Source organism: Rathayibacter sp. Leaf248, from assembly GCF_920939495.1.
GTDB lineage: Bacteria > Actinomycetota > Actinomycetes > Actinomycetales > Microbacteriaceae > Rathayibacter > Rathayibacter caricis.
In genome coordinates this window covers 1,896,678-1,914,278 of the sequence record NZ_CAKLAV010000001.1, presented here as the reverse complement: position 1 = coordinate 1,914,278, position 17,601 = coordinate 1,896,678, and the positions used below count along the sequence as shown (strand labels likewise).

The window sequence follows — 17,601 nt, the reverse complement described above, 5'->3', positions numbered from 1 at the left end:
CGTCCTCCAGTGCTGGTGGATCTCGATGCACCCGCTGCGCGGTCCACTCGATCGGCAGGGGAGTCGCGGCACTCCAGGGGACGCGAACCGGGCTTCGCGCCTGCGCCGGAGCCCGTTCCCCGCCCAGTCGGCGTCACTGGCCCCGCCGAGTCGTCGCGAACCGGGTCGTCGATGTGCTTCAGGCCCCGCTTCGCGTCCAGTCGACCTCGGGCCGGGCGCCGTTGTCGAAGTTGGACACCCAGAGTTTATCCAGTGCTCGAATCAATTCGACTAGGCTTCGAGCATGACTGAGAACACCTCCGAGCTCCGGGTCGGCGTCGTCGGCCTCGGCTTCGCCGGCACCACCCACCTCGACGCCTTCCAGGCCCTTCCCGGCGCGCGCGTCGTCGCCCTCGCCGGTCAGGAGGAGGCGCGCCTGCGCGAACTCGGCGCGACCCGCGACGTCCCCGACCTCTACTCCGACTGGGAGGACCTCGTCGCGCGCGACGACCTCGACGTCGTCTCGATCGGCGTGCCCAACCACCTGCACCACCCCATCGCCGTCGCCGCGCTGGCGACCGGCAAGCACGTCTTCTGCGAGAAGCCGCTCGCGACCACCGCCGACCTCGCCGCCGAGATGGTCGAGGCCGCTCGCGCCGCCGACCGCGTGCTGGAGATCGCCTACAACCATCGCCGCCGCGCCGACGTGGCGTACCTCCGCCGCTACCTCGACGACGCTCCGCTCGGCGACGTCTACCACGCCCGCGCGAGCTGGCAGCGGCGCACCGGCATCCCCGGCATCGGCTCCTGGTTCACCAGCAAGGCGCTGGCCGGAGGCGGTCCGCTGATCGATCTCGGCTCGCACGTCCTCGACATCGCGCTGCACCTGCTCGACGAGCCGCGCGTCACCAGCGTCTCGGCCGTCGCCTACGGCGAGATCGGGCGCTCCGGGCGCGGCGGCCGCCCCTACGGAGTCGCGGCGAGCGGCACGCACGCGTTCGAGGTGGAGGACTTCTCGAGCGCACTCCTGCGCCTGGACAACGGACGCAGCCTGCAGCTCGACGCCTCCTGGGCCAGCTACTCCAAGGTCGACGAGGACATCGAGGTCGAGCTCCTCGGCTCCGCGGGCGGCGCCCGCCTGCACGTCGCCGACTACGCGACGGAGGGCACCGTGACCCTCTACTCCGAGGTCGCCGGCGCCCCCACCACCTCGCGCCCGACCATCCCGGTGCCGTCGGGCCACCACCGCTCGGTCATCGCCGAGTTCCTCGACGCGATCGCCTCGGGAGCCGACGTCCCGGCCGGCGAGCCCCGCTACTCCGGTCACTACGGCGAGTACGCGCTGCACCGCAGCCGCGTGATCGACGCGATCTACCGCTCCGCAGCCGAGAAGAAGGAGGTGGCGGTCGCATGAGCGCCCTCGACACGACCCCCGCGAGCACCCCGGCCGGACCCGTCGAGGTCCTCGTCTGGAACGAGTTCCGCCACGAGACCCGCGGCGACGAGACGGTGATGAAGCACTACCCGGAGGGCATCCACCGGGTCATCGCGGAAGGCCTCACGGAATCGCTCGGCGACGGCGTCGCGGTGCGCACCGCGACGCTCCCCGAGCCCGAGCACGGTCTCACCGAGGAGGCGTTGGCACGCACCGACGTGCTCCTGTGGTGGGGCCACATCGCGCACGGCGAGGTGTCGGACGAGGTGGTGCAGCGGGTGCTGCGGCACGTGCAGGAGGGGATGGGAATCCTGGTACTGCACTCCGGCCACTACTCCAAGATCTTCCAGGCGCTGATGGGCACGACGTGCTCGCTGAAGTGGCGCAACGATCAGGACCGCGAGCTGGTCTGGACGATCGCTCCGACGCATCCGATCGCGCAGGGTGTTCCGAGCCCGATCGTGATCCCGCAGCAGGAGATGTACGGCGAGTACTTCGACATCCCTGTGCCGGAGGAGACGGTGTTCCTCTCGACGTTCACCGGCGGCGAGGTGTTCCGCTCGGGAGTCACCTACACGCGGGGCCTCGGGAAGGTGTTCTACTTCTCGCCCGGCGACCAGGACTACCCCGTCTACCACCACCCCGACATCCAGCGCGTGCTCGCGAACGCCGTCCGCTGGGCCCGCCCGACCCGCGAGCGCACCCCGCTCACCGCCGACCACCACCCCCGCGGCTGGTTCGAGAGCTGACGCCCCTCCTGCTGGTCGAGTAGCGCCGCAGGCGCGTATCGAGACCCACCAGGTCCGGAGTCGGCGGATCTCGATACGCCCGCTGCGCGGTCCACTCGATCAGCACGGGGAGGCGGCGCCCCTTCCCTTGCCGGTCGAGTAGCGCCGCAGGCGCGTCTCGAGACCCGACACCCGCAGCCCGGCCGCCTAGAGTGCCGGGGTGACCGACCTCCTCGACCTCGTGACGCGCGGGCCCGACGCGGTCCTGCGCTACGGAGCGGCTCCGCAGCAGATCGTGGACAGGTACGCCGCGCGGTCACCCGGCCGCGGACCCGTCGTGCTCGTGCACGGCGGGTTCTGGCGCGCCCGCTGGGATCGCACGCACCTCCGTCCGCTCGCCGCGGCACTCGCCGACCGCGGTCACGACGTGCTGCTGCCCGAGTACCGCCGGGTCGGCGATCCCGGAGGCGGCTGGCCGGGGACCGGAGCCGACGTCGTCGCGTTCCTCGCAGCCCTGCCCGCTCTCATCGGCGCGGCTCCGCGGACGACGCTCGTCGGACACTCCGCCGGCGGGCATCTCGCCCTGTGGTCGCAGGCCGCGCATCCGTCGCCCCACGTCGAGGCGGTCGTGGCGCTCGCCGGAGTCGCCGACCTGCGCGCCGCCGCCGAGCTGGGCCTCAGCGACGACGCCGTGCTCGAGCTGCTCGGCGACCATCCGCTCGCCCCCGCCGACCCGCTGCAGCTGCCGACACCTCCGATGCCCGTCACCCTCGTGCACGGCACGGACGACTCCGATGCGCCGCCGTCCCTCAGCCGTGCCTACGCCGCTCGGCACCCGCAAGCGCACCTGATCGAGCTCGCCGGAGCCGACCACGTCGATCTCGTCGACCCGCGCACCCCCGCGTTCGACACCCTCCTGACTCTGCTGCCCTGACCGTGAGAGCGCCCGAGCGCTAGATCGCCGGCGGGTACAGGAAGAGGGGCACCTGCGCCGTCGGGTACGTCCGCGTCACGTAGCTGTGCTTGCCGCCGTAGTTGTACTCCTCGAGGAGCACGGTGCCGTCGTCGTTCACCTTCTGCACGTACGAGACGTGGTTGTAGGTCCACCACGCGACGCAGCCGACGATCGGCACGCTGCTCGTCGCCCAGCCCTTGGCGGCCCAGTTGTCGGGCCACTCCCACGCGCTGCCGCCCATCGGGGTGATGTTCCCCCAGGTGTACGTCCACGGCGCCGCGGTCGCGCCGGCGTCGCGGTTGAGGCGCCAGGCCACGAAGTCGACGCACTCGCGGTAGTAGTAGCCGAGGGGCGAGAGTCCGCCGCCGTCGTCGTCGATGGTCTCGTACGGCCAGGGGTAGTCGTCGCCCACGGCGCGCGTCTGCACGGTCGTGAACTCGCCGCCGTTCGAACCCGAGAGCACCGCCGCCTGGCGGCTCGCCTCGTCGAGCTGCGCCTGCGTCGGCGCGGCGAAGGCGTCGCGCACCGCGGTCTGCCCGGCGGTCTCGGAGGAGACGGTGAGGTTCTGCAGGCCCGCGCGGTTCGCGGCGGTGCCGGTTCCGCCCGAGGCGGCGGTGGTGCCGCGGGCGCCGTACGCGGGGATCGCGGTGGTGGCGACGAGTCCGCCGACGATCGAGAAGGTGGCGAATCCGAGCGCGCGGCGGCTGAGAGAGGGGGTGCTCGACGCGGCGGGGCGGGCGGAGGAGCGCGGGGTGGTCGCAGCGCGAGCGGGAGCGACGACGCGGGCCGCCGCAGCAGCCTCCGCCGCTCGCGCCTCGCGCCGCGTCGACGGCACCGGTGCCGCCCCCTCCACGCGCTCCGGATTCTCGGGAACGCCAGGGTTCGACACGCGCGCGTACTCCTCGGGATCGTCCGTCCGCGGGGCTTCGGGGCCACCGGCGGGGCCGGTCGGGCACCGGCGAGGAGCGAGTCTAACCCGACCCTCGCAGATAACGAAAGGATCACGACCCGTCCTGCGGTCCCCGGTGCCAGGATGGACGGGCAAGGGAAGGAGCCGTCCATGACCGAGTCCACCCCCACGGGTCCCGTGCTCGTCGGCGTCGCCGAGGGCCAGCGACCGGAGGTCCTGCGCACCGCCGCGCGCTTCGCGAAGGACTTCGGCGCTCCGCTCCTCGTCCTCTACGCCGCCCCCGATCCCTACCTCGTCGGCGAGTACGTCGATCCGATGACGGGCGCGATCCCGGTCGTCGGTCGAGGCCGTCCGGCCGATCGCCCGACTGCTCCGCCGAGCCTCGTGGCCGAGGTCGAGGCGATCCTCGACGGCGCCGAGCACACGTTCCAGGTCGCGGAGGGCGAGCCCGCGCTCGCGCTCAGCGATGCCGCCGAGAAGACGGACGCGCGCATGATCGTCGTCGGCACCCGCGACTCCGGCGTACTCGCGAGCATCGCCGAGTTCCTCAGCGGCAGCGTGGCCGTGCACCTGGCCCACCGCCAGCACCGGCCCGTCGTGGTGGTGCCGCGTGCCGAGCGCGACCCGGCGCACCGCGTGCCGTGGGATCTGGCGGAGTGACGCGCCCGCTGCACCTGCGCGCCGGTCCGATCCTCCTCGTCGCGGCGGGCGGCTCCGTCGGGACCGCCGCCCGGTACGCGACCGCGCTCGCACTGCCTCCGGTCGGGGGCCTGCCCCTGCCGACGATCGCGGTGAACCTCGTCGGCACGTTCCTCCTGGGCGTGCTCCTCGAGTCGCTCGCCCGGAGCGGCCCCGACGACGGCGGCCGTCGCACGGCGAGGTTCCTGCTCGGCACGGGCGTGCTCGGCGGCTTCACCACCTACAGCGCGTTCTCGCTCGACACCGCGGAGCTGCTCCTCGCGGGACGCGTCGCCGAGGCCGCGCTCGCCGTCGCGATCACGCTGGTGCTCGGCACCTCGGCCGCCGTGCTGGGCATCCTGCTCGCCCACCGCACCGCGCGCGCAGAACCGACTCCCGCCGGACGGGCCGCGGAGTGACACCGCTCGCCCTCCTCCTGGGCACGGCGCTGGCCGGTGGTGCCGGCTCGGCCGCCCGCCTCGTGGTCGACGGAGTCGCGCGCTCGCTCGTGCCCGTCCGCTGGCCGATCGGCACGGCCCTGATCAACGTGGCCGGGTCGCTGCTCCTGGGACTCGTCGCCGGTCTCGCCCTCGCGGGCGTCGTCGCCGAGGAGTGGCGGATCCTGCTGGGCACGGGGCTCCTGGGCGGATTCACCACCTTCAGCACGGCGAGCGTCGAGGCCGCGCGGATGCTGCTCGAGGGGCGCCGGGCCGCGGCCCTCGCCTACGGCCTGGGCACGTGGGCGGCGGCGCTCGCCGCGGCGCTCCTCGGTCTCGCCCTCAGCGGGGCCCTCTTCTAGGGGTATATCCCGGGGCCCGGGGGCCCTCGACCGCCGTGTCGATGCGCGATCATGGATCCGTGACTTCCGTGGGGGGGCGTTCGGGATCTGAGGGTGGCCGTCGTCGACGACCAGCCCCTCTACCGGCAGATGCTGGCGTCGATGCTGCGCTCGGTGCCCGGCGTGCGGAGCGTCGTCGACGCCTCCTCCGTCGCCGAGGCGCGCGAGCGGCTGCAGCCGGAGTCGCTCGACGTCGCGATCCTCGACATCGAGCTGGGCGACGGCGACGGCATCGAGCTGGGCCGCGAGCTGCGCGCCCGCAATCCCGAGCTCGCCGTCGTGCTGCTCTCGGCCGTCGACGCGATGCACCGCTTCCTCCGGCTCGACCGCTCCGAGGCGCGCGGCTGGAGCTACCTCTCGAAGACGTCCTCGCTCTCGACCCCGGCGCTGCTGACCGCGATCCGCGCGACGTCCGACGGGCGGACCGTCCTGGATCCGGCCCTCGTCGTCGCCCGCACCGCCCGCCGCAACTCGCCCGTCGCCGCCCTGAGCCGCCGGCAGTACGAGGTGCTGACCTGGCTCTCGGCGGGCCTGACCAACGCCGCGATCGCCGAGAAGCTGGGCATCGCCGTCCGCTCGGTCGACAACCACGTCAACGCGGTCTACGCGGGCCTGGGCCTGCGCGCCGACGGCGCCCGCAATCCCCGGGTCGAGGCGACCCTGCAGTTCCTCGAGCACACCGGATGACCCTCGTCGACGGCACCCGGCCCACGCGCGAGGACCTCCGCCAGGACAACCGCATCCTGATCGGAGTCGTGTCGCTCCTGGGCGGCGTGCTCTCGGTGCTGGCCGCGCTGCAGGCGGTCTTCGCGCTCGGCATGCTGTCGCAGACGGTCCGCGGAGTGTCGGGCGGGCCCGTCCTGGACGTCGTGGTCCGCGTGAGCGTCAACGTCTCGGCGATCGCCCTGGCGGTCCTGCTGCTCGCGGTGCTGCGCCCCGAGCGGTTCCCGCGTCGCGTCTCGCTGCCCGCAGTCGTCGCGCTCGCGGTGGGCGTCGCCCTCGTGCGTTGCACGATGCAGGTGCTCGCGGGCGTGTACCCGCTCGACGCGGTCGACGCCCTCGTGGTCGAGCTGGCCGTGGGCACCGTCGTGATCGGCATGATCACCGCGTTCGGCTTCCTGCTCGTGCGCACCGCGCGGCGGGTGCGCGAGAAGGAGCGCGAGAACGCCCGCGTGCTGCTCCAGGCGGTCCAGGCCGTGCAGGCGCTGCAGGAGGAGGAGCTGCGCGTGCGCCGCGAGGTCGCGCAGAACCTGCACGGGCGGCTCCAGAACTCGCTCGTCGTGCTGAGCGCGGAGCTGCGCGCGGCGGCCGGCGCCCCGGCCGATCCCTCCCGCGTCGTCTCGATCGCCGACCGCCTCGACGAGCTCCGCGAGCAGGAGGTGAGAGCCGCGAGCGGCGCGCTCTACCCGGTCGACATCGACCACGGCCTGGTCGCGGCGGTCCGCGACCTCCTCGCCCGGCTCCCGCTCGAGATCGCGGTGGAGCTCGACATCGACGAGCGCTACGCCGAGGTGGAGGAGCGCGCCGTCCCCCTGGAGCAGCGCGTCCTGCTCGTGCGCACGGTCGAGGAGGCGCTGACGAACGCACTCAAGCACGGCGGGGCGGACGCGGTGCGGCTGACGGTCGCGGTCGACGACGCTCCTGCCGTGCTGGTGTCCCTGGAGGACGACGGGCGGGGCCCGGGCGAGGCTCCGGAGTGGAGCGGTCTCGACCGCCTGGCCCGCCAGTTCGCGGTCTACGGAGGCGGGCTCGAGCTGCTGCCGTCCGCCTCGGGTGGCGCGCGGCTCGCGGCGCGCCTGCCGGTGCGGGGCTGAGGCCGTGACGGCGTCGCGCCACAGCCGGGGCGCGGCTCCCGTCCCACGTCGCCGGAGCGCCGATCCCGATCCCGCAGGGGAGGGGCCCTCGCGCCCGCCGATCTGCCAGAGTGGGCCCATCCGCACCAGAGCGGACGCGGGGGGTCCGAGTGAGTGACGGAGTCGTGAGCGCGCGCGCTGACGAGACGATCGTGCTGCCGAACGGCGACCGGGCCCGCGCCTCCGCGCGCATCCGTGCTCTCCGCCTCGGCGTCGGTGCCGCGGGGCTGCTCCTCACCGCCGTCCTGCTCGTACCGAACGCGACCGCGCTGCCCGCGCTCGGCCTGCCGTTCCTCGTGCTGCTCGCCGCGATGTGGATCACCGCGTCGTTCCGGCTCGAGCTCTCCTCCGGCATCGGCACCGTGACCTTCGGAGTCGGGGTGTCGGTCCTCGCGTTCCTCGCCGAGGACGTCCCGCGGCCCCAGGCGCTGGTGCTCTGGGTGCTGGCGCTCGCCGCGTACCTGGTCGTCAACCGGCGGCCGTGGATGGTGATCGTCTACCTGACCGGGCTCGCCGGCCTGTCGGGCGGTGCGTTCCTCCTGACGCTCTCGCTCTTCCCGCACACGGGCTGGTGGCCCGTGATCGCCGCCGTCCCCGCGGTGCTCGCCTACGGCCTGCTCGCGATCGGGGTCGAGTACCTGCAGGCGTGGCTGACGCTCGACGAGGTGCCGGACGCGCCGCGCCCGACCCTGCGCGCGGACCGCGTCGCCCTCGCGCTCGCCCTGAACATCGGACTCGTGGCGCTCGCCTACGGCGCCCGGCTCTCCTCCGGGATCGAGCGGATCGACCTGGGCGTCGGCGTCGACATCCGCTCGGCCAACACGCTGCTGCTGATCGCGCTGGCGATCGCCGTGGTCAGCCAGCAGCTGCGCCGCACCCGCGTCGAGCGCAAGCTCGAGGGCCTCGTGCAGGCGTCGCTCGCGCTGCCGTGGGGCGACCAGGCCGCGATCTTCGAGACGCTCGAGAAATCCGCGCGGCAGTCGATCCCGTCGGCGAGCATCCGCATCGCGGAGGAGCCGGGCCGGCCCTTCGAGCTGTCCGCGCCCGTGACCGCGCCGGGCACCGGCGTCCGCCACGTGGTCCTCACCCGCCGCCCCGACTCCGACGGCTTCAGCCCCCTGGAGCACCGGACGCTGCTGGCCCTCGCCCACATCGCCACCCAGGCCCTCTACGACCGCCGCAACACGCGCGCCCTGCGCGATGCGGCCACGACGGATTCGCTCACGGGCCTCACGAACCTCCGCGGCCTCTACGAGGAGTTCGACGCGATCACCGACCCGTCGCGCCGCGCGATGCTGTTCATGGACCTCGACGCCTTCAAGGCGATCAACGACACCCACGGCCACTCGACGGGAAACACGGTCCTCGAGGAGGTCGGCCGCCGGATCCGCGAGAGTGTGCGCAGCGACGACGTCGTCGCGCGCATCGGCGGCGACGAGTTCGCCGTGCTGCTCGACTCGGGCACGGCGGGAGCCGTCGCCCAGCGCATCAGCCGCGCGGTCGAGCGCCCCGTCTTCGTCGGCGGCCTCACCCTCCACCCCCGCATCAGCATCGGCGCCCCGGTCGCCGTCGACGGCGGCAGCTTCGACCGGGTCATGCAGGAGGCCGACGAGCGGATGTACGAGTCGAAGAAGGAGCGCAAGGGGGCGCCCCAGGACCCGACGGGCGAGGATCTGCTCACCGAGGTCCACGAGGCCGTGCTCGACGAGGCGGTGCGAGTCGCGTTCCAGCCGGTCATCGACGTGGCGGAGCGCCGCATCATCGGCTTCGAGGCCCTCGCCCGCTACACCCGCCGCGACGGCACTCCGCTGAGCCCGCTGACGCTCGTCGACGTCGCCCGCTCACTGGGCCTGCTCGACCGGCTGACCATGCAGATCATCGACCAGGCCGTCGCCTGCATGGTCGAGTTCCGCGGGATCGACGACTCGGTCGCCTTCCTCAGCGTCAACCTCGAGGCCGACCAGCTCCTGCACGACGACCTCCTCGACCTCGTCCGCGGCCACCGCACGGCCGAGAAGGGCATCCAGCTCTGCCTGGAGCTGACCGAGGGCTCGATCGGCCGCGTCGACGCCGAGGTGATCGAGCGGGTGCGCCGGCTGACGGAGGAGGGCATCGCGATCGCCCTCGACGACTACGGCCAGGAGCACGCGGCCGCCGCCGCCCTGCTCACCGTGCCCCTGAGCATCGTCAAGATCGACCGAGTCTTCCTGGCGGACGAGGAGAATCCCAAGCACGCCACGATCCTCCGCTCGATCATCAACCTCGTCTCGGACCTCGACATGCACACGATCGTCGAGGGCGTCGAGACGCCGTCGGCCCACGCGCTGCTGACCTCGCTGCGCGCGGAGCGGGCGCAGGGCTACTTCTACGGCCGGCCGCTGTTCCCGGAGCTGGTGAAGGAGCGCCTGCGCACGACGGGGACGGCGGCGCTGCCGGACCAGGCGGGCTGAGGTGCGGCTCAGCGTCGTCGTTCGCCACTTCCTGCTGGTCTCGGCCCGCTGACGCAGCAGGAAGTGGCGAACGGGGCGAGAGGATCGGCCGTTTCCCCGGGACGACGGAGGATCCGTCAGGGCGCGGTGCATGCTCGGCCCTCGTCCTGAAGAGTCGTCAGGAACGACGTCTTGCCTGCGCCGCGCAGACCCGAGACGAGAACGGAGTGGTTCTCGCCGAAGTCGAGCGTGTCGAACACCGCTCGGAGTTCGGTGAACTCTTCTCCGTGACCGCCGAAGACGGCAGGCTTCCTACCGTAGCCAGGAGTGAACGGACTCGGCGCGGTATCCACCATCTCGACCTCCGGATCGTATTCATTTTGTTCTATTCGCGCGTTGGTGCTGTGTCCTTCGCGGTCGCGGTCGCGGTCGCGGCCGCTGTCGTTCGCGACGTCGCCGCCTCCGACCGCCACCCCGCCCGCAGCACCTCGACCCCATCGAGCAGCACGTCGAGCCCCGTCTCGAACTCGGCGTCGTAGTCGTAGCCCGCGCGGGCCAGCTCGACGACGACCTCCATCAGGTACGGATACAGCACTTCCGCCTCAGCGGGCTGGTCCCGGTGCGTGGCGGCCGCGGCCTCGGCCGACTCCTCCGGGGTCTCGAACGAGAGCGTCTTCTGCTGCAGGGCGAAGCCGTAGACGTACGCGTCCAGGAGCGACGTGACGTGGACCGTCGTGCGGAACGAGAAGCCGCTCTCACGCAGGCATCCCATCATCGCGTCGTGCTGGCGCAGGTTCTCGGACCCGGGCCGCCCGTGCGCCTCCATCAGCCCGACGGCCCACCGGTGCCGGGTGAGGGCGGCGCGGAGGGAGGCGGCGCGCTCGCGCATCGCCGGCTTCCAGCCGCGGGCCGCGTCGGGCAGGGCGACCTCGCTCCAGACCAGGTCGACCATGCCGTCGAGCAAGTGCTCGCGGTTCTGCACGTGCTTGTAGAGGGCCATGGGGACGACCTCGAGGCGCTCGGCGAGCGTGCGCATCGTGAAGCCGTCGAGCCCGACCTCGTCGGCGAGGCCGACGCCGGCGCGCAGGACGGCGTCGCGGTTCAGGCGCGGTCGTCGGGGAGTCTGCTCCGGCACGCGTTCCTCCCGTCGGCTCTTGACGAAGTGTACGCGATACACCTAGCCTCTGAGTCGAAGGTGTACGCCGTACACCGCGAGTCGGCCGCACGGCCGGGAACAGGACGCCCATGCCCTCCGTCGACCGGACCGCCCGCCTCACGGGCGTCCTCTTCCTCCTGACCTTCGCGTCGGCCATCGCCGGGGCCGTGCTCTACCTGCCGCTGCTCACCGACCCGGACTACGTGCTCGGCCCCGGCGCCGACACCCGCGTGCTGATCGGCGTCGTCTGCGAGATCGTCCTCGTCATCACCAACCTCGGCACGGCGCTCGTCCTCTACCCGGTCCTCCGCAGGCACCACGAGACCGCCGCCCTCGCCTACGTCGTCGCGCGGGTCATGGAGTGCGCCCTGATCGTCGTCGGCATGCTCGCGGTCGTGTCGGTCGTCGAGCTGCGGCAGGCGTCGAACGGTGCGGAGGAGGGAGGGACGCGAGCCGTCGCCCAGGCGCTCGTCGCGGTGCACGACGCGACCTTCCTCCTCGGCCCCGGCTTCGTCGTCGGCATCGGCAACGGCCTGCTCCTGGGCTTCCTCCTGTACCGCGCGCACCTCGTGCCGCGGCCGGTCGCACTCCTCGGTCTGGTCGGCGGGCCGCTCATGTCGCTGTCCGGCATCGCCGTTCTCTTCGGCGCCTACGAGCAGACGTCGGTGCGGTCGGGGCTGCTGACGCTCCCCGAGATCGCGTGGGAGCTGTTCCTCGGGGTGTACCTGACCGTGCACGGCTTCCGGCGGGCGGCGGTGCGCCCCGCAGATGCGGTGCTGGTCGGTGCTGAGAGCTAGGCGAGCTTCTTTCTTCCGGAGGGCGCTCGTCCGGAGGCGGTCCTCATCGCCGTTGGACGTTTCTCGCTGCTCTCAGGGCTCGGAAGCAGCAGAAAGTGGCGAACGTTGCGGCGCCGGTCCGTCTCCAGGGGGGATCACGACGGAGGCTCGTTCGGCACCCCTCACGAGCAGGTGTACGTCACCCCGTCCACCACGTGCACGCCCTCGCCCAGCTCCGCGCACGTCGCGAAGAGCCCGCCGAACAGCGTCCCCAGCAGCACCGCTCCGGCCGCGAACAGCACGATCGTCACCGACGCGACGATGATCCCCGCCACGGCCAGCCCGCGCGGCCCGCCGTCGTGGCGACTCCTCCGGAAGGCGATGATGCTCAGCATGAGCCCCGCGACGTCGAAGACGGGGAACAGCGCGAGCACTAGCCCGGTGACGGCCAGCACCACCGTCGTCGTGTACGCCGGCGAGGCGGCCGTGCGACCAGTGCTCATGCCCGCCCCTGCAGGATCAGGTTCCAGTACACCCACGGCAGCACGAACCGGTCCGCGACGAACGTCGCCCGGCGCTCCTTCGCGAGCCCCTTCCAGAACGGGATCGTCGGCTTCGGCCGGTAGCGGTCGTCGAACTCGGCGAACACGACGGTCTTCCGCGAGACGACGAACGGGCAGACGGAGTAGCCGTTGTAGGTCATCGGCAACGGCTTCCCCTTCCGCGCCGCCACGAGGTTCTTGGCCAGCGTCTTCGCCTGCGGGCGCAGCGCCCCGCCCGACTTCGAGTTGGTGGTCGCGGCCGCGTCGCCGAGCGACCAGACGTCCGGGAAGCGGACGTGCCGCAGCGTCAGCGGATCGACCTCGACGAAGCCCCCGGCGGTCAGACCGGAACCCTCGAGGAAAGCGGGCGCCGACTGCGGAGGAACGACGTGCAGCACGTCGTAGGCCAGCGTCTCGCGGTGGTCGCCCTCCAGGCCCTCGAGCGACGTCGAGTGGTCGGGTCCGAGCAGCGCGGTGGGGCTGTCGTCGCCCGCGAGCTCGATCGTCTGCGACGCGGCGTCCACCTCGACGAGCTCGCGGTCGTAGTGCACCTCGATGCCGTACTCGGAGACCTTGCGCTCGAGCTCGGCGTCGATGAGCGGCATGCCGAACAGGGTCGGCGTCGGCACGACGAGCACCACGTGGATGTCGTCGAGCACCCCGGTCTTCCGCCAGTAGTCGCAGGCCAGGTACATCGGCTTCTGCGAGGCCCCGGAGCAGGTGGCCGGCCCGCTCGGCTGCGTGAAGACGACGGTTCCCGAGCGCACGTCGCGCAGCACCCTCGAGGCCTTCCGCGCGTACTCGAACTCGTAGTTCGAGATGCCGACCGGCGACTCCATCGCCTCGACGAGGCCCGGCACCGCGTCCCAGTCCTTCCGGATGCCCGGGCACACCACGAGCTGGCCGTAGCCGACCGAGCGTCCGCTCTCGAGCGTCACCGTCTTGGCCACCGGGTCGATCGTCGCGACCCGGTCCCGGATCCACGTCACGCCCTTCGGCGTCACCTCGCCCTGCGGACGGGTCGCCTTCGAGGCCGGCGCTGTGCCTCCGGCGACGTGCGAGAACATCGGCTGGTAGTAGTGCGTCGTGCGCGGCTCGATCACCGCGACGTCCGCCACTCCGTACCGCCGCAGCCGCCCCGCCACCGAGAGCCCGGCGTTGCCACCGCCGATGACGAGCACGTCGTGGTGCAGGGCGGGGGAGCCGGAGTCGGTCATGTGCCCACCGTAGGGGCCACCCCGCCCGCCGTCACCGGGTGCCCGCGCCCCTTGCGCGCCGGGCGCCGACGTCCTAGCTCACACCGCGTACAGCTCGACAGGCTCCATCACGAACCCGACCTCGACCCCCGGCGCCAGCTCGCGCCGCGCCGCCTCGGCCGGAGTCACGTCGGCCGCGAGCACCCGCCCGTGCACCCGCACCGCGTCCCCGCGCGGCTCCAGGTCGACGATCTCCTCCCGCAGTCCGCTCTCACCCAGCGTCACCGCAGAGGGGCGCACCGCGGCGGCGACGGCCGACCCCGCCGAAGCATCCGAGACCCCCGCGATCTCGCGCCCGTCCTCCAACCGCAGACCGACGGCCGTCCGCACCCCGCGCACCAGGCGCAGCCCCGACAGCTCGGCGGTGAACGCCGTGCGCGGCCGCTCGAGCACCTCGGCGGTCGGCCCCTCCTCCACCACGCGCCCCTCGTGCAGCACGACGACGCGGTCGGCGAGGGTCCACGCGTCGAGCACGTCGTGGGTGACCAGGATCGTGGTGCGGTCGGCGAGCACGGTCCGCAGCATCCGCCGCAGCACCGGCGCGACCCGCACGTCGAGCGCCGCCATCGGCTCGTCGAGCAGCAGGAGTCGCGGATCCGTCGCGAGGGCACGCGCGAGTGCCACGCGCTGGGCCTGCCCGCCCGAGAGGGTCCCCGGCCGGCGATCGGCGAGGGGCAGCGCGTCGACATCGGCGAGGCGGCGCTCGGCACGCGCGCGCGCCTCCGCCCGGCCGACCCCCGCGCTGCGCGGACCGAACGCGGCGTTCTCGCGGACGCTCAGGTGCGGGAACAGCAGCGGGTCCTGCGCGAGCAGGGCGACGCCGCGACGGTGCGGAGGAGTCCACGCACCCGGCCCGAAGAGGACGGAGTCGCCCAGGCTCGTGCGTCCCGAATCGGCGCGCACGAGGCCCGCGAGCAGCTCGACCAGGGTCGACTTGCCGGCGCCGTTGGGCCCGAGCACCGCCACGGTCTCGCCGTCGGCGACCTCGAGCGCCACGTCGAAGCCGCGGGAGGCGAGGCGCGCCTCGAACCGCAGGGTCACGATCGTGCCTCCCGCCGGCCGTACGCCAGCCCGATCACCAGCACCGCGACGACCACGAGCACCAGGGCCAGCGCGACCGCCGAGTCGGGGTCGCTCTCGCGCTGCAGGTAGATCTCGAGCGGCAGGGTGCGCGTCACTCCCTCGAGGCTGCCGGCGAAGGTCAGCGTCGCGCCGAACTCGCCGAGCGCCCGCGCGAACGACAGGATCGCTCCGCTCGCCAGCCCCGGCAGGATCAGCGGCAGGGTGACCCGGCGCAGCACGGTGCCCGGCGACGCGCCGAGGGTCGCGGCGACCGCCTCGTAGCGCGCCCCCGCCGTGCGCAGCGCGCCCTCCAGGCTCAGCACCAGGAACGGCAGCGCCACGAACGTCTGCGCGAGCACCACCGCGGTCGTGGAGAACGCGATCCGCACCCCCACCGCGTCGAGCGCACCGCCCAGCAGGCCGAGCCGACCGAAGGTGTAGAGCAGCGCGAGTCCGCCGACGACCGGCGGCAGCACCAGCGGCAGCAGCACCAGCGCGCGCAGGATCCGCTGCCCCGGGAACGCGGTGCGCGCGAGCACCAGCGCCATCGGCGTCCCGAGCAGCACGCACAGGAGGGTCGCCGCGGCCGACGTGCGCAGGCTCAGCAGGAGTGCCGCGACCGACGAGTCGGAGGTGATCAGCGGCACGAAGCGCGGCCAGTCGACCCGCGCGAGGATCGCGACGAGCGGCAGCAGGACCAGCAGCGCGCCGACCGCGGCGAGGGCCACGACCCAGCGCGGCGGCGCGGATCCGGTGCGCATCAGGTGCGCGGCAGCGGCGTCTCGACGATCACGGTGGTCGCCTTCACCACCGCGGTGGCGGGGGAGCCGGGCTCGAGGCCGAGCTCGCGCACCGCCTCGCTGCTCATCAGCGAGACCACCCGGTGCGGTCCGCACTGCAGCTCGACCTGCGCCATCACGGTGTCCATCACGATGCTCGTCACGATGCCGACGAACCGGTTGCGGGCCGAGCGCGCGACGGGCGACGGATCCTCGGGCAGGACGGCATTGGCCCGGGCGAGCTCGGCGACGGCCAGCCCGTCGACGACGAGGCGGCCGGAGGCGTCCTTGCCGCTCTCGAGGACCCCGTTGTCGATCCAGCGGCGCAGAGTGTCGTCACTCACTCCGAGGGCGGCGGCGGCGTCACGGATCCGGATCTGCGGCATGAGGAGGAGTCTACGACCGCGGACGCGGAGACGCCCGAGGGCTTCCACGGAAGGCCGGGCAGTGGCAACCCCCTACAGCTCCGGCGGGAGCGCGACGGAGGCTGTCGGCGTCGAGGAGGAGGAGGACGCATGCGCGCCATGACCTACCGGGGTCCGTACAAGATCCGTGTCGAGGAGAAGGACCGGCCCCGCATCGAGCACCCGAACGACGCGATCGTGCGGGTGACGCTCGCCGCGATCTGCGGCTCCGATCTGCACCTGTACCACGGGCTCATGCCCGACACGAGGATCGGCCACACCTTCGGCCACGAGTTCATCGGAGTGGTCGACGAGGTCGGCTCGTCGGTGCAGAACCTGAAGGTCGGCGACCGCGTGATGGTGCCGTTCAACATCTACTGCGGCACGTGCTTCTTCTGCGCGCGCGGCCTCTACTCCAACTGCCACAACGTGAATCCGAACGCCACGGCCATCGGCGGCATCTACGGCTACTCGCACTCCACCGGCGGCTACGACGGCGGGCAGGCCGAGTACGTGCGCGTGCCGTTCGCCGATGTGGGGCCGAGCGTGATCCCGGAGTGGCTGCCCGACGAGGACGCGCTACTGCTGACCGACGCGTTCTCGACCGGCTACTTCGGTGCGCAGCTCGGCGACATCGTCGAGGGCGACACGGTCGTGGTGCTCGGGGCCGGGCCCGTCGGCCTCGCCGCCGCCCGCTCCTCCTGGCTGATGGGAGCGGGTCGCGTGATCGTCGTCGACCAGCTCGAGTACCGGTTGGCGAAGGCGCGCGACTTCGCGCTCGCCGAGACCGTGAACTACCTCGAGCACGACGACGTCGTCGTGCACCTTAAGAAGACGACGGGCGGCCTCGGCGCCGACGTCGTCATCGACGCGGTCGGAGCGGAGGCCGACGGCAATCTGATCCAGCACGTCACCTCGGCGAAGCTCAAGCTCCAGGGCGGCTCGCCGGTCGCGCTCAACTGGGCGATCGACGGCGTGCGCAAGGGCGGCACGATCTCGGTGATGGGCGCCTACGGCCCGCTCTTCAGCGCCGTGAAGTTCGGCGACGCGATGAACAAGGGCCTCACGCTCCGGATGAACCAGGCGCCGGTCAAGCGCCAGTGGCCGCGCCTGCTCGAGCACATCCGCGCCGGCTACCTGAAGCCGAGCGACATGATCACGCACCGCATCCCGCTCGAGCACATCGCCGAGGGGTACCACCTGTTCTCGTCCAAGCTCGACGGCTGCATCAAGACCGTCGTGGTGCCGTAGGAGGTCACCGTGCCGTACACCGCCGACAAGCCGATCCCGCCGCCGACCGCGGAGGAGCTGCGCGCCCGCATCCCCGGCTGGGGCGCCGACCTCGACCCGGCCGACCGGCCCTCGTTCCCGCGCGAGCGCTTCGATCTCGAGACGGGGGCCCACTGGCACAAGCCCGAGTCGATGGATCCCGGGGAGTACCGCGAGAAGAGCATCGAGCACGAGGAGCTGCCACCCGTCTTCGGCACCGCGCAGCCGCTGCACGGGGTCTCGGGAGCGATCCGCCGCTACGCCTACGACCGCTTCAGCGAGGGGCGCGCGGCCCACTGGCTGCTGCTGGTGCTGGGAGACCGGGTCGACGCGACAGGGGCGCACCTGCGCTCCTTGGCGACGCTGCGGCCCGACAATCCTGTCACCGAGACCGGCGTGCTCTCCGAACTGAAGGCGCATCCGATCGCGTCGCGGCGCGGCCGCGCGGACGTGCGGCACCAGGTGCTGGATCCACTGCTGGTCGCGGGGCCCTGGGTGCTCGGCGGTCTCGCGGTGGTGGCACTGGGCCGGCGGCTGCTGCACTGAGGGTGG

At 72.7% G+C, this 17,601-nt stretch carries 20 protein-coding genes; 12 read left to right on the top strand and 8 right to left on the bottom strand.

The annotated features are described in order from the left end of the window. The first annotated feature begins 283 nt into the window (after nucleotides 1-283). From LRG51_RS09395 to LRG51_RS09385, 3 genes are all read left to right on the top strand, one after another. Nucleotides 284-1,393 (top strand): Gfo/Idh/MocA family protein, encoded by a 1,110-nt coding sequence (locus LRG51_RS09395; RefSeq protein ID WP_055785758.1) that lies wholly within the window; start codon nucleotides 284-286, stop codon nucleotides 1,391-1,393. After that, nucleotides 1,390-2,163, top strand: a complete 774-nt coding sequence (locus LRG51_RS09390; RefSeq protein WP_055785761.1) for a ThuA domain-containing protein — start codon at nucleotides 1,390-1,392, stop codon at nucleotides 2,161-2,163. Before LRG51_RS09395 ends, LRG51_RS09390 begins: the two co-directional genes overlap by 4 nt. Nucleotides 2,164-2,362: 199 nt before the next feature. Further along, the gene (locus LRG51_RS09385) at nucleotides 2,363-3,076 is read left to right on the top strand and encodes an alpha/beta hydrolase (RefSeq protein ID WP_230672406.1); all 714 of its coding nucleotides are present in this window, start codon (nucleotides 2,363-2,365) and stop codon (nucleotides 3,074-3,076) included. A 19-nt stretch (nucleotides 3,077-3,095) separates the two neighbouring features. On the opposite strand, the gene LRG51_RS09380 is transcribed toward LRG51_RS09385, so the two are convergent. After that, nucleotides 3,096-3,986: a CHAP domain-containing protein gene (locus LRG51_RS09380; RefSeq protein WP_230672404.1), complete on the bottom strand. Its 891-nt coding sequence runs from the start codon at nucleotides 3,984-3,986 to the stop codon at nucleotides 3,096-3,098. Between the two features lie 171 nt (nucleotides 3,987-4,157). On the opposite strand from LRG51_RS09380, the gene LRG51_RS09375 reads away from it, so the two are divergent. From LRG51_RS09375 to LRG51_RS09350, 6 genes are all read left to right on the top strand, one after another. Beyond that, complete coding sequence (locus LRG51_RS09375) at nucleotides 4,158-4,667, top strand: universal stress protein (protein ID WP_230672401.1); 510 nt, start codon at nucleotides 4,158-4,160, stop codon at nucleotides 4,665-4,667. Beyond that, nucleotides 4,664-5,104 carry a fluoride efflux transporter FluC gene (locus LRG51_RS09370; RefSeq protein ID WP_230672399.1) on the top strand — a complete coding sequence of 147 codons (441 nt, stop codon included), beginning with the start codon at nucleotides 4,664-4,666 and terminating at the stop codon, nucleotides 5,102-5,104. Before LRG51_RS09375 ends, LRG51_RS09370 begins: the two co-directional genes overlap by 4 nt. Next, nucleotides 5,101-5,484, top strand: a complete 384-nt coding sequence (locus LRG51_RS09365; RefSeq protein ID WP_055785775.1) for a CrcB family protein — start codon at nucleotides 5,101-5,103, stop codon at nucleotides 5,482-5,484. The genes LRG51_RS09370 and LRG51_RS09365 overlap by 4 nt, the downstream gene beginning before the upstream one ends. Nucleotides 5,485-5,577: 93 nt before the next feature. After that, entirely contained in the window at nucleotides 5,578-6,210 is a 633-nt protein-coding gene (locus LRG51_RS09360; protein WP_230672397.1) for a response regulator transcription factor, read from the top strand. Then, the gene (locus LRG51_RS09355; protein WP_230672395.1) at nucleotides 6,207-7,337 is read left to right on the top strand and encodes a sensor histidine kinase; all 1,131 of its coding nucleotides are present in this window, start codon (nucleotides 6,207-6,209) and stop codon (nucleotides 7,335-7,337) included. The genes LRG51_RS09360 and LRG51_RS09355 overlap by 4 nt, the downstream gene beginning before the upstream one ends. Before the next feature lie 164 nt (nucleotides 7,338-7,501). Further along, nucleotides 7,502-9,826 carry an EAL domain-containing protein gene (locus LRG51_RS09350; RefSeq protein WP_230672393.1) on the top strand — a complete coding sequence of 775 codons (2,325 nt, stop codon included), beginning with the start codon at nucleotides 7,502-7,504 and terminating at the stop codon, nucleotides 9,824-9,826. 116 nt (nucleotides 9,827-9,942) lie between these two features. On the opposite strand, the gene LRG51_RS19515 is transcribed toward LRG51_RS09350, so the two are convergent. Continuing rightward, complete coding sequence (locus LRG51_RS19515) at nucleotides 9,943-10,065, bottom strand: hypothetical protein (RefSeq protein WP_268966575.1); 123 nt, start codon at nucleotides 10,063-10,065, stop codon at nucleotides 9,943-9,945. A 125-nt stretch (nucleotides 10,066-10,190) separates the two neighbouring features. Beyond that, nucleotides 10,191-10,940 carry a TetR/AcrR family transcriptional regulator C-terminal domain-containing protein gene (locus LRG51_RS09345; protein WP_230672391.1) on the bottom strand — a complete coding sequence of 250 codons (750 nt, stop codon included), beginning with the start codon at nucleotides 10,938-10,940 and terminating at the stop codon, nucleotides 10,191-10,193. A 110-nt stretch (nucleotides 10,941-11,050) separates the two neighbouring features. On the opposite strand from LRG51_RS09345, the gene LRG51_RS09340 reads away from it, so the two are divergent. Then, nucleotides 11,051-11,758: a DUF4386 domain-containing protein gene (locus LRG51_RS09340; RefSeq protein ID WP_230672389.1), complete on the top strand. Its 708-nt coding sequence runs from the start codon at nucleotides 11,051-11,053 to the stop codon at nucleotides 11,756-11,758. 161 nt (nucleotides 11,759-11,919) lie between these two features. Here LRG51_RS09340 and LRG51_RS09335 read toward each other — a convergent pair whose 3' ends face one another. The 5 genes from LRG51_RS09335 to LRG51_RS09315 all read right to left on the bottom strand — a co-directional run bounded on the left by LRG51_RS09335 (nucleotide 11,920) and on the right by LRG51_RS09315 (nucleotide 15,762). Further along, the gene (locus LRG51_RS09335) at nucleotides 11,920-12,240 is read right to left on the bottom strand and encodes a hypothetical protein (protein WP_230672387.1); all 321 of its coding nucleotides are present in this window, start codon (nucleotides 12,238-12,240) and stop codon (nucleotides 11,920-11,922) included. After that, a complete protein-coding gene (locus LRG51_RS09330; RefSeq protein WP_230672385.1) occupies nucleotides 12,237-13,496 on the bottom strand; it encodes an NAD(P)/FAD-dependent oxidoreductase in 1,260 nt (419 codons plus the stop codon). The genes LRG51_RS09335 and LRG51_RS09330 overlap by 4 nt, the downstream gene beginning before the upstream one ends. Nucleotides 13,497-13,574: 78 nt before the next feature. Then, complete coding sequence (locus LRG51_RS09325) at nucleotides 13,575-14,576, bottom strand: sulfate/molybdate ABC transporter ATP-binding protein (protein ID WP_230672382.1); 1,002 nt, start codon at nucleotides 14,574-14,576, stop codon at nucleotides 13,575-13,577. Next, entirely contained in the window at nucleotides 14,573-15,358 is a 786-nt protein-coding gene (locus LRG51_RS09320) for an ABC transporter permease (protein WP_230672379.1), read from the bottom strand. The genes LRG51_RS09325 and LRG51_RS09320 overlap by 4 nt, the downstream gene beginning before the upstream one ends. Continuing rightward, the gene (locus LRG51_RS09315) at nucleotides 15,358-15,762 is read right to left on the bottom strand and encodes a TOBE domain-containing protein (protein WP_055785804.1); all 405 of its coding nucleotides are present in this window, start codon (nucleotides 15,760-15,762) and stop codon (nucleotides 15,358-15,360) included. Before LRG51_RS09315 ends, LRG51_RS09320 begins: the two co-directional genes overlap by 1 nt. A 129-nt stretch (nucleotides 15,763-15,891) precedes the next feature. Between LRG51_RS09315 and LRG51_RS09310 the strand changes: the two genes are divergently transcribed. Further along, nucleotides 15,892-17,031: a zinc-dependent alcohol dehydrogenase gene (locus LRG51_RS09310; protein WP_230672377.1), complete on the top strand. Its 1,140-nt coding sequence runs from the start codon at nucleotides 15,892-15,894 to the stop codon at nucleotides 17,029-17,031. 9 nt (nucleotides 17,032-17,040) lie between these two features. Next, nucleotides 17,041-17,595, top strand: coding sequence for a hypothetical protein (locus LRG51_RS09305; RefSeq protein ID WP_230672375.1), 555 nt, complete (start codon nucleotides 17,041-17,043; stop codon nucleotides 17,593-17,595). Nucleotides 17,596-17,601: the final 6 nt, after the last annotated feature.

Coding starts and splice junctions, on each gene's coding strand:
- LRG51_RS09395 (WP_055785758.1), top strand. CDS start 284: ATGACTGAGAACACCTCCGAGCTCCGGGTCGGCGTCGTCGGCCTCGGC.
- LRG51_RS09390 (WP_055785761.1), top strand. CDS start 1,390: ATGAGCGCCCTCGACACGACCCCCGCGAGCACCCCGGCCGGACCCGTC.
- LRG51_RS09375 (WP_230672401.1), top strand. CDS start 4,158: ATGACCGAGTCCACCCCCACGGGTCCCGTGCTCGTCGGCGTCGCCGAG.
- LRG51_RS09355 (WP_230672395.1), top strand. CDS start 6,207: ATGACCCTCGTCGACGGCACCCGGCCCACGCGCGAGGACCTCCGCCAG.
- LRG51_RS09340 (WP_230672389.1), top strand. CDS start 11,051: ATGCCCTCCGTCGACCGGACCGCCCGCCTCACGGGCGTCCTCTTCCTC.
- LRG51_RS09335 (WP_230672387.1), bottom strand. CDS start 12,240: ATGAGCACTGGTCGCACGGCCGCCTCGCCGGCGTACACGACGACGGTG.
- LRG51_RS09330 (WP_230672385.1), bottom strand. CDS start 13,496: ATGACCGACTCCGGCTCCCCCGCCCTGCACCACGACGTGCTCGTCATC.
- LRG51_RS09320 (WP_230672379.1), bottom strand. CDS start 15,358: ATGCGCACCGGATCCGCGCCGCCGCGCTGGGTCGTGGCCCTCGCCGCG.
- LRG51_RS09315 (WP_055785804.1), bottom strand. CDS start 15,762: ATGCCGCAGATCCGGATCCGTGACGCCGCCGCCGCCCTCGGAGTGAGT.
- LRG51_RS09310 (WP_230672377.1), top strand. CDS start 15,892: ATGCGCGCCATGACCTACCGGGGTCCGTACAAGATCCGTGTCGAGGAG.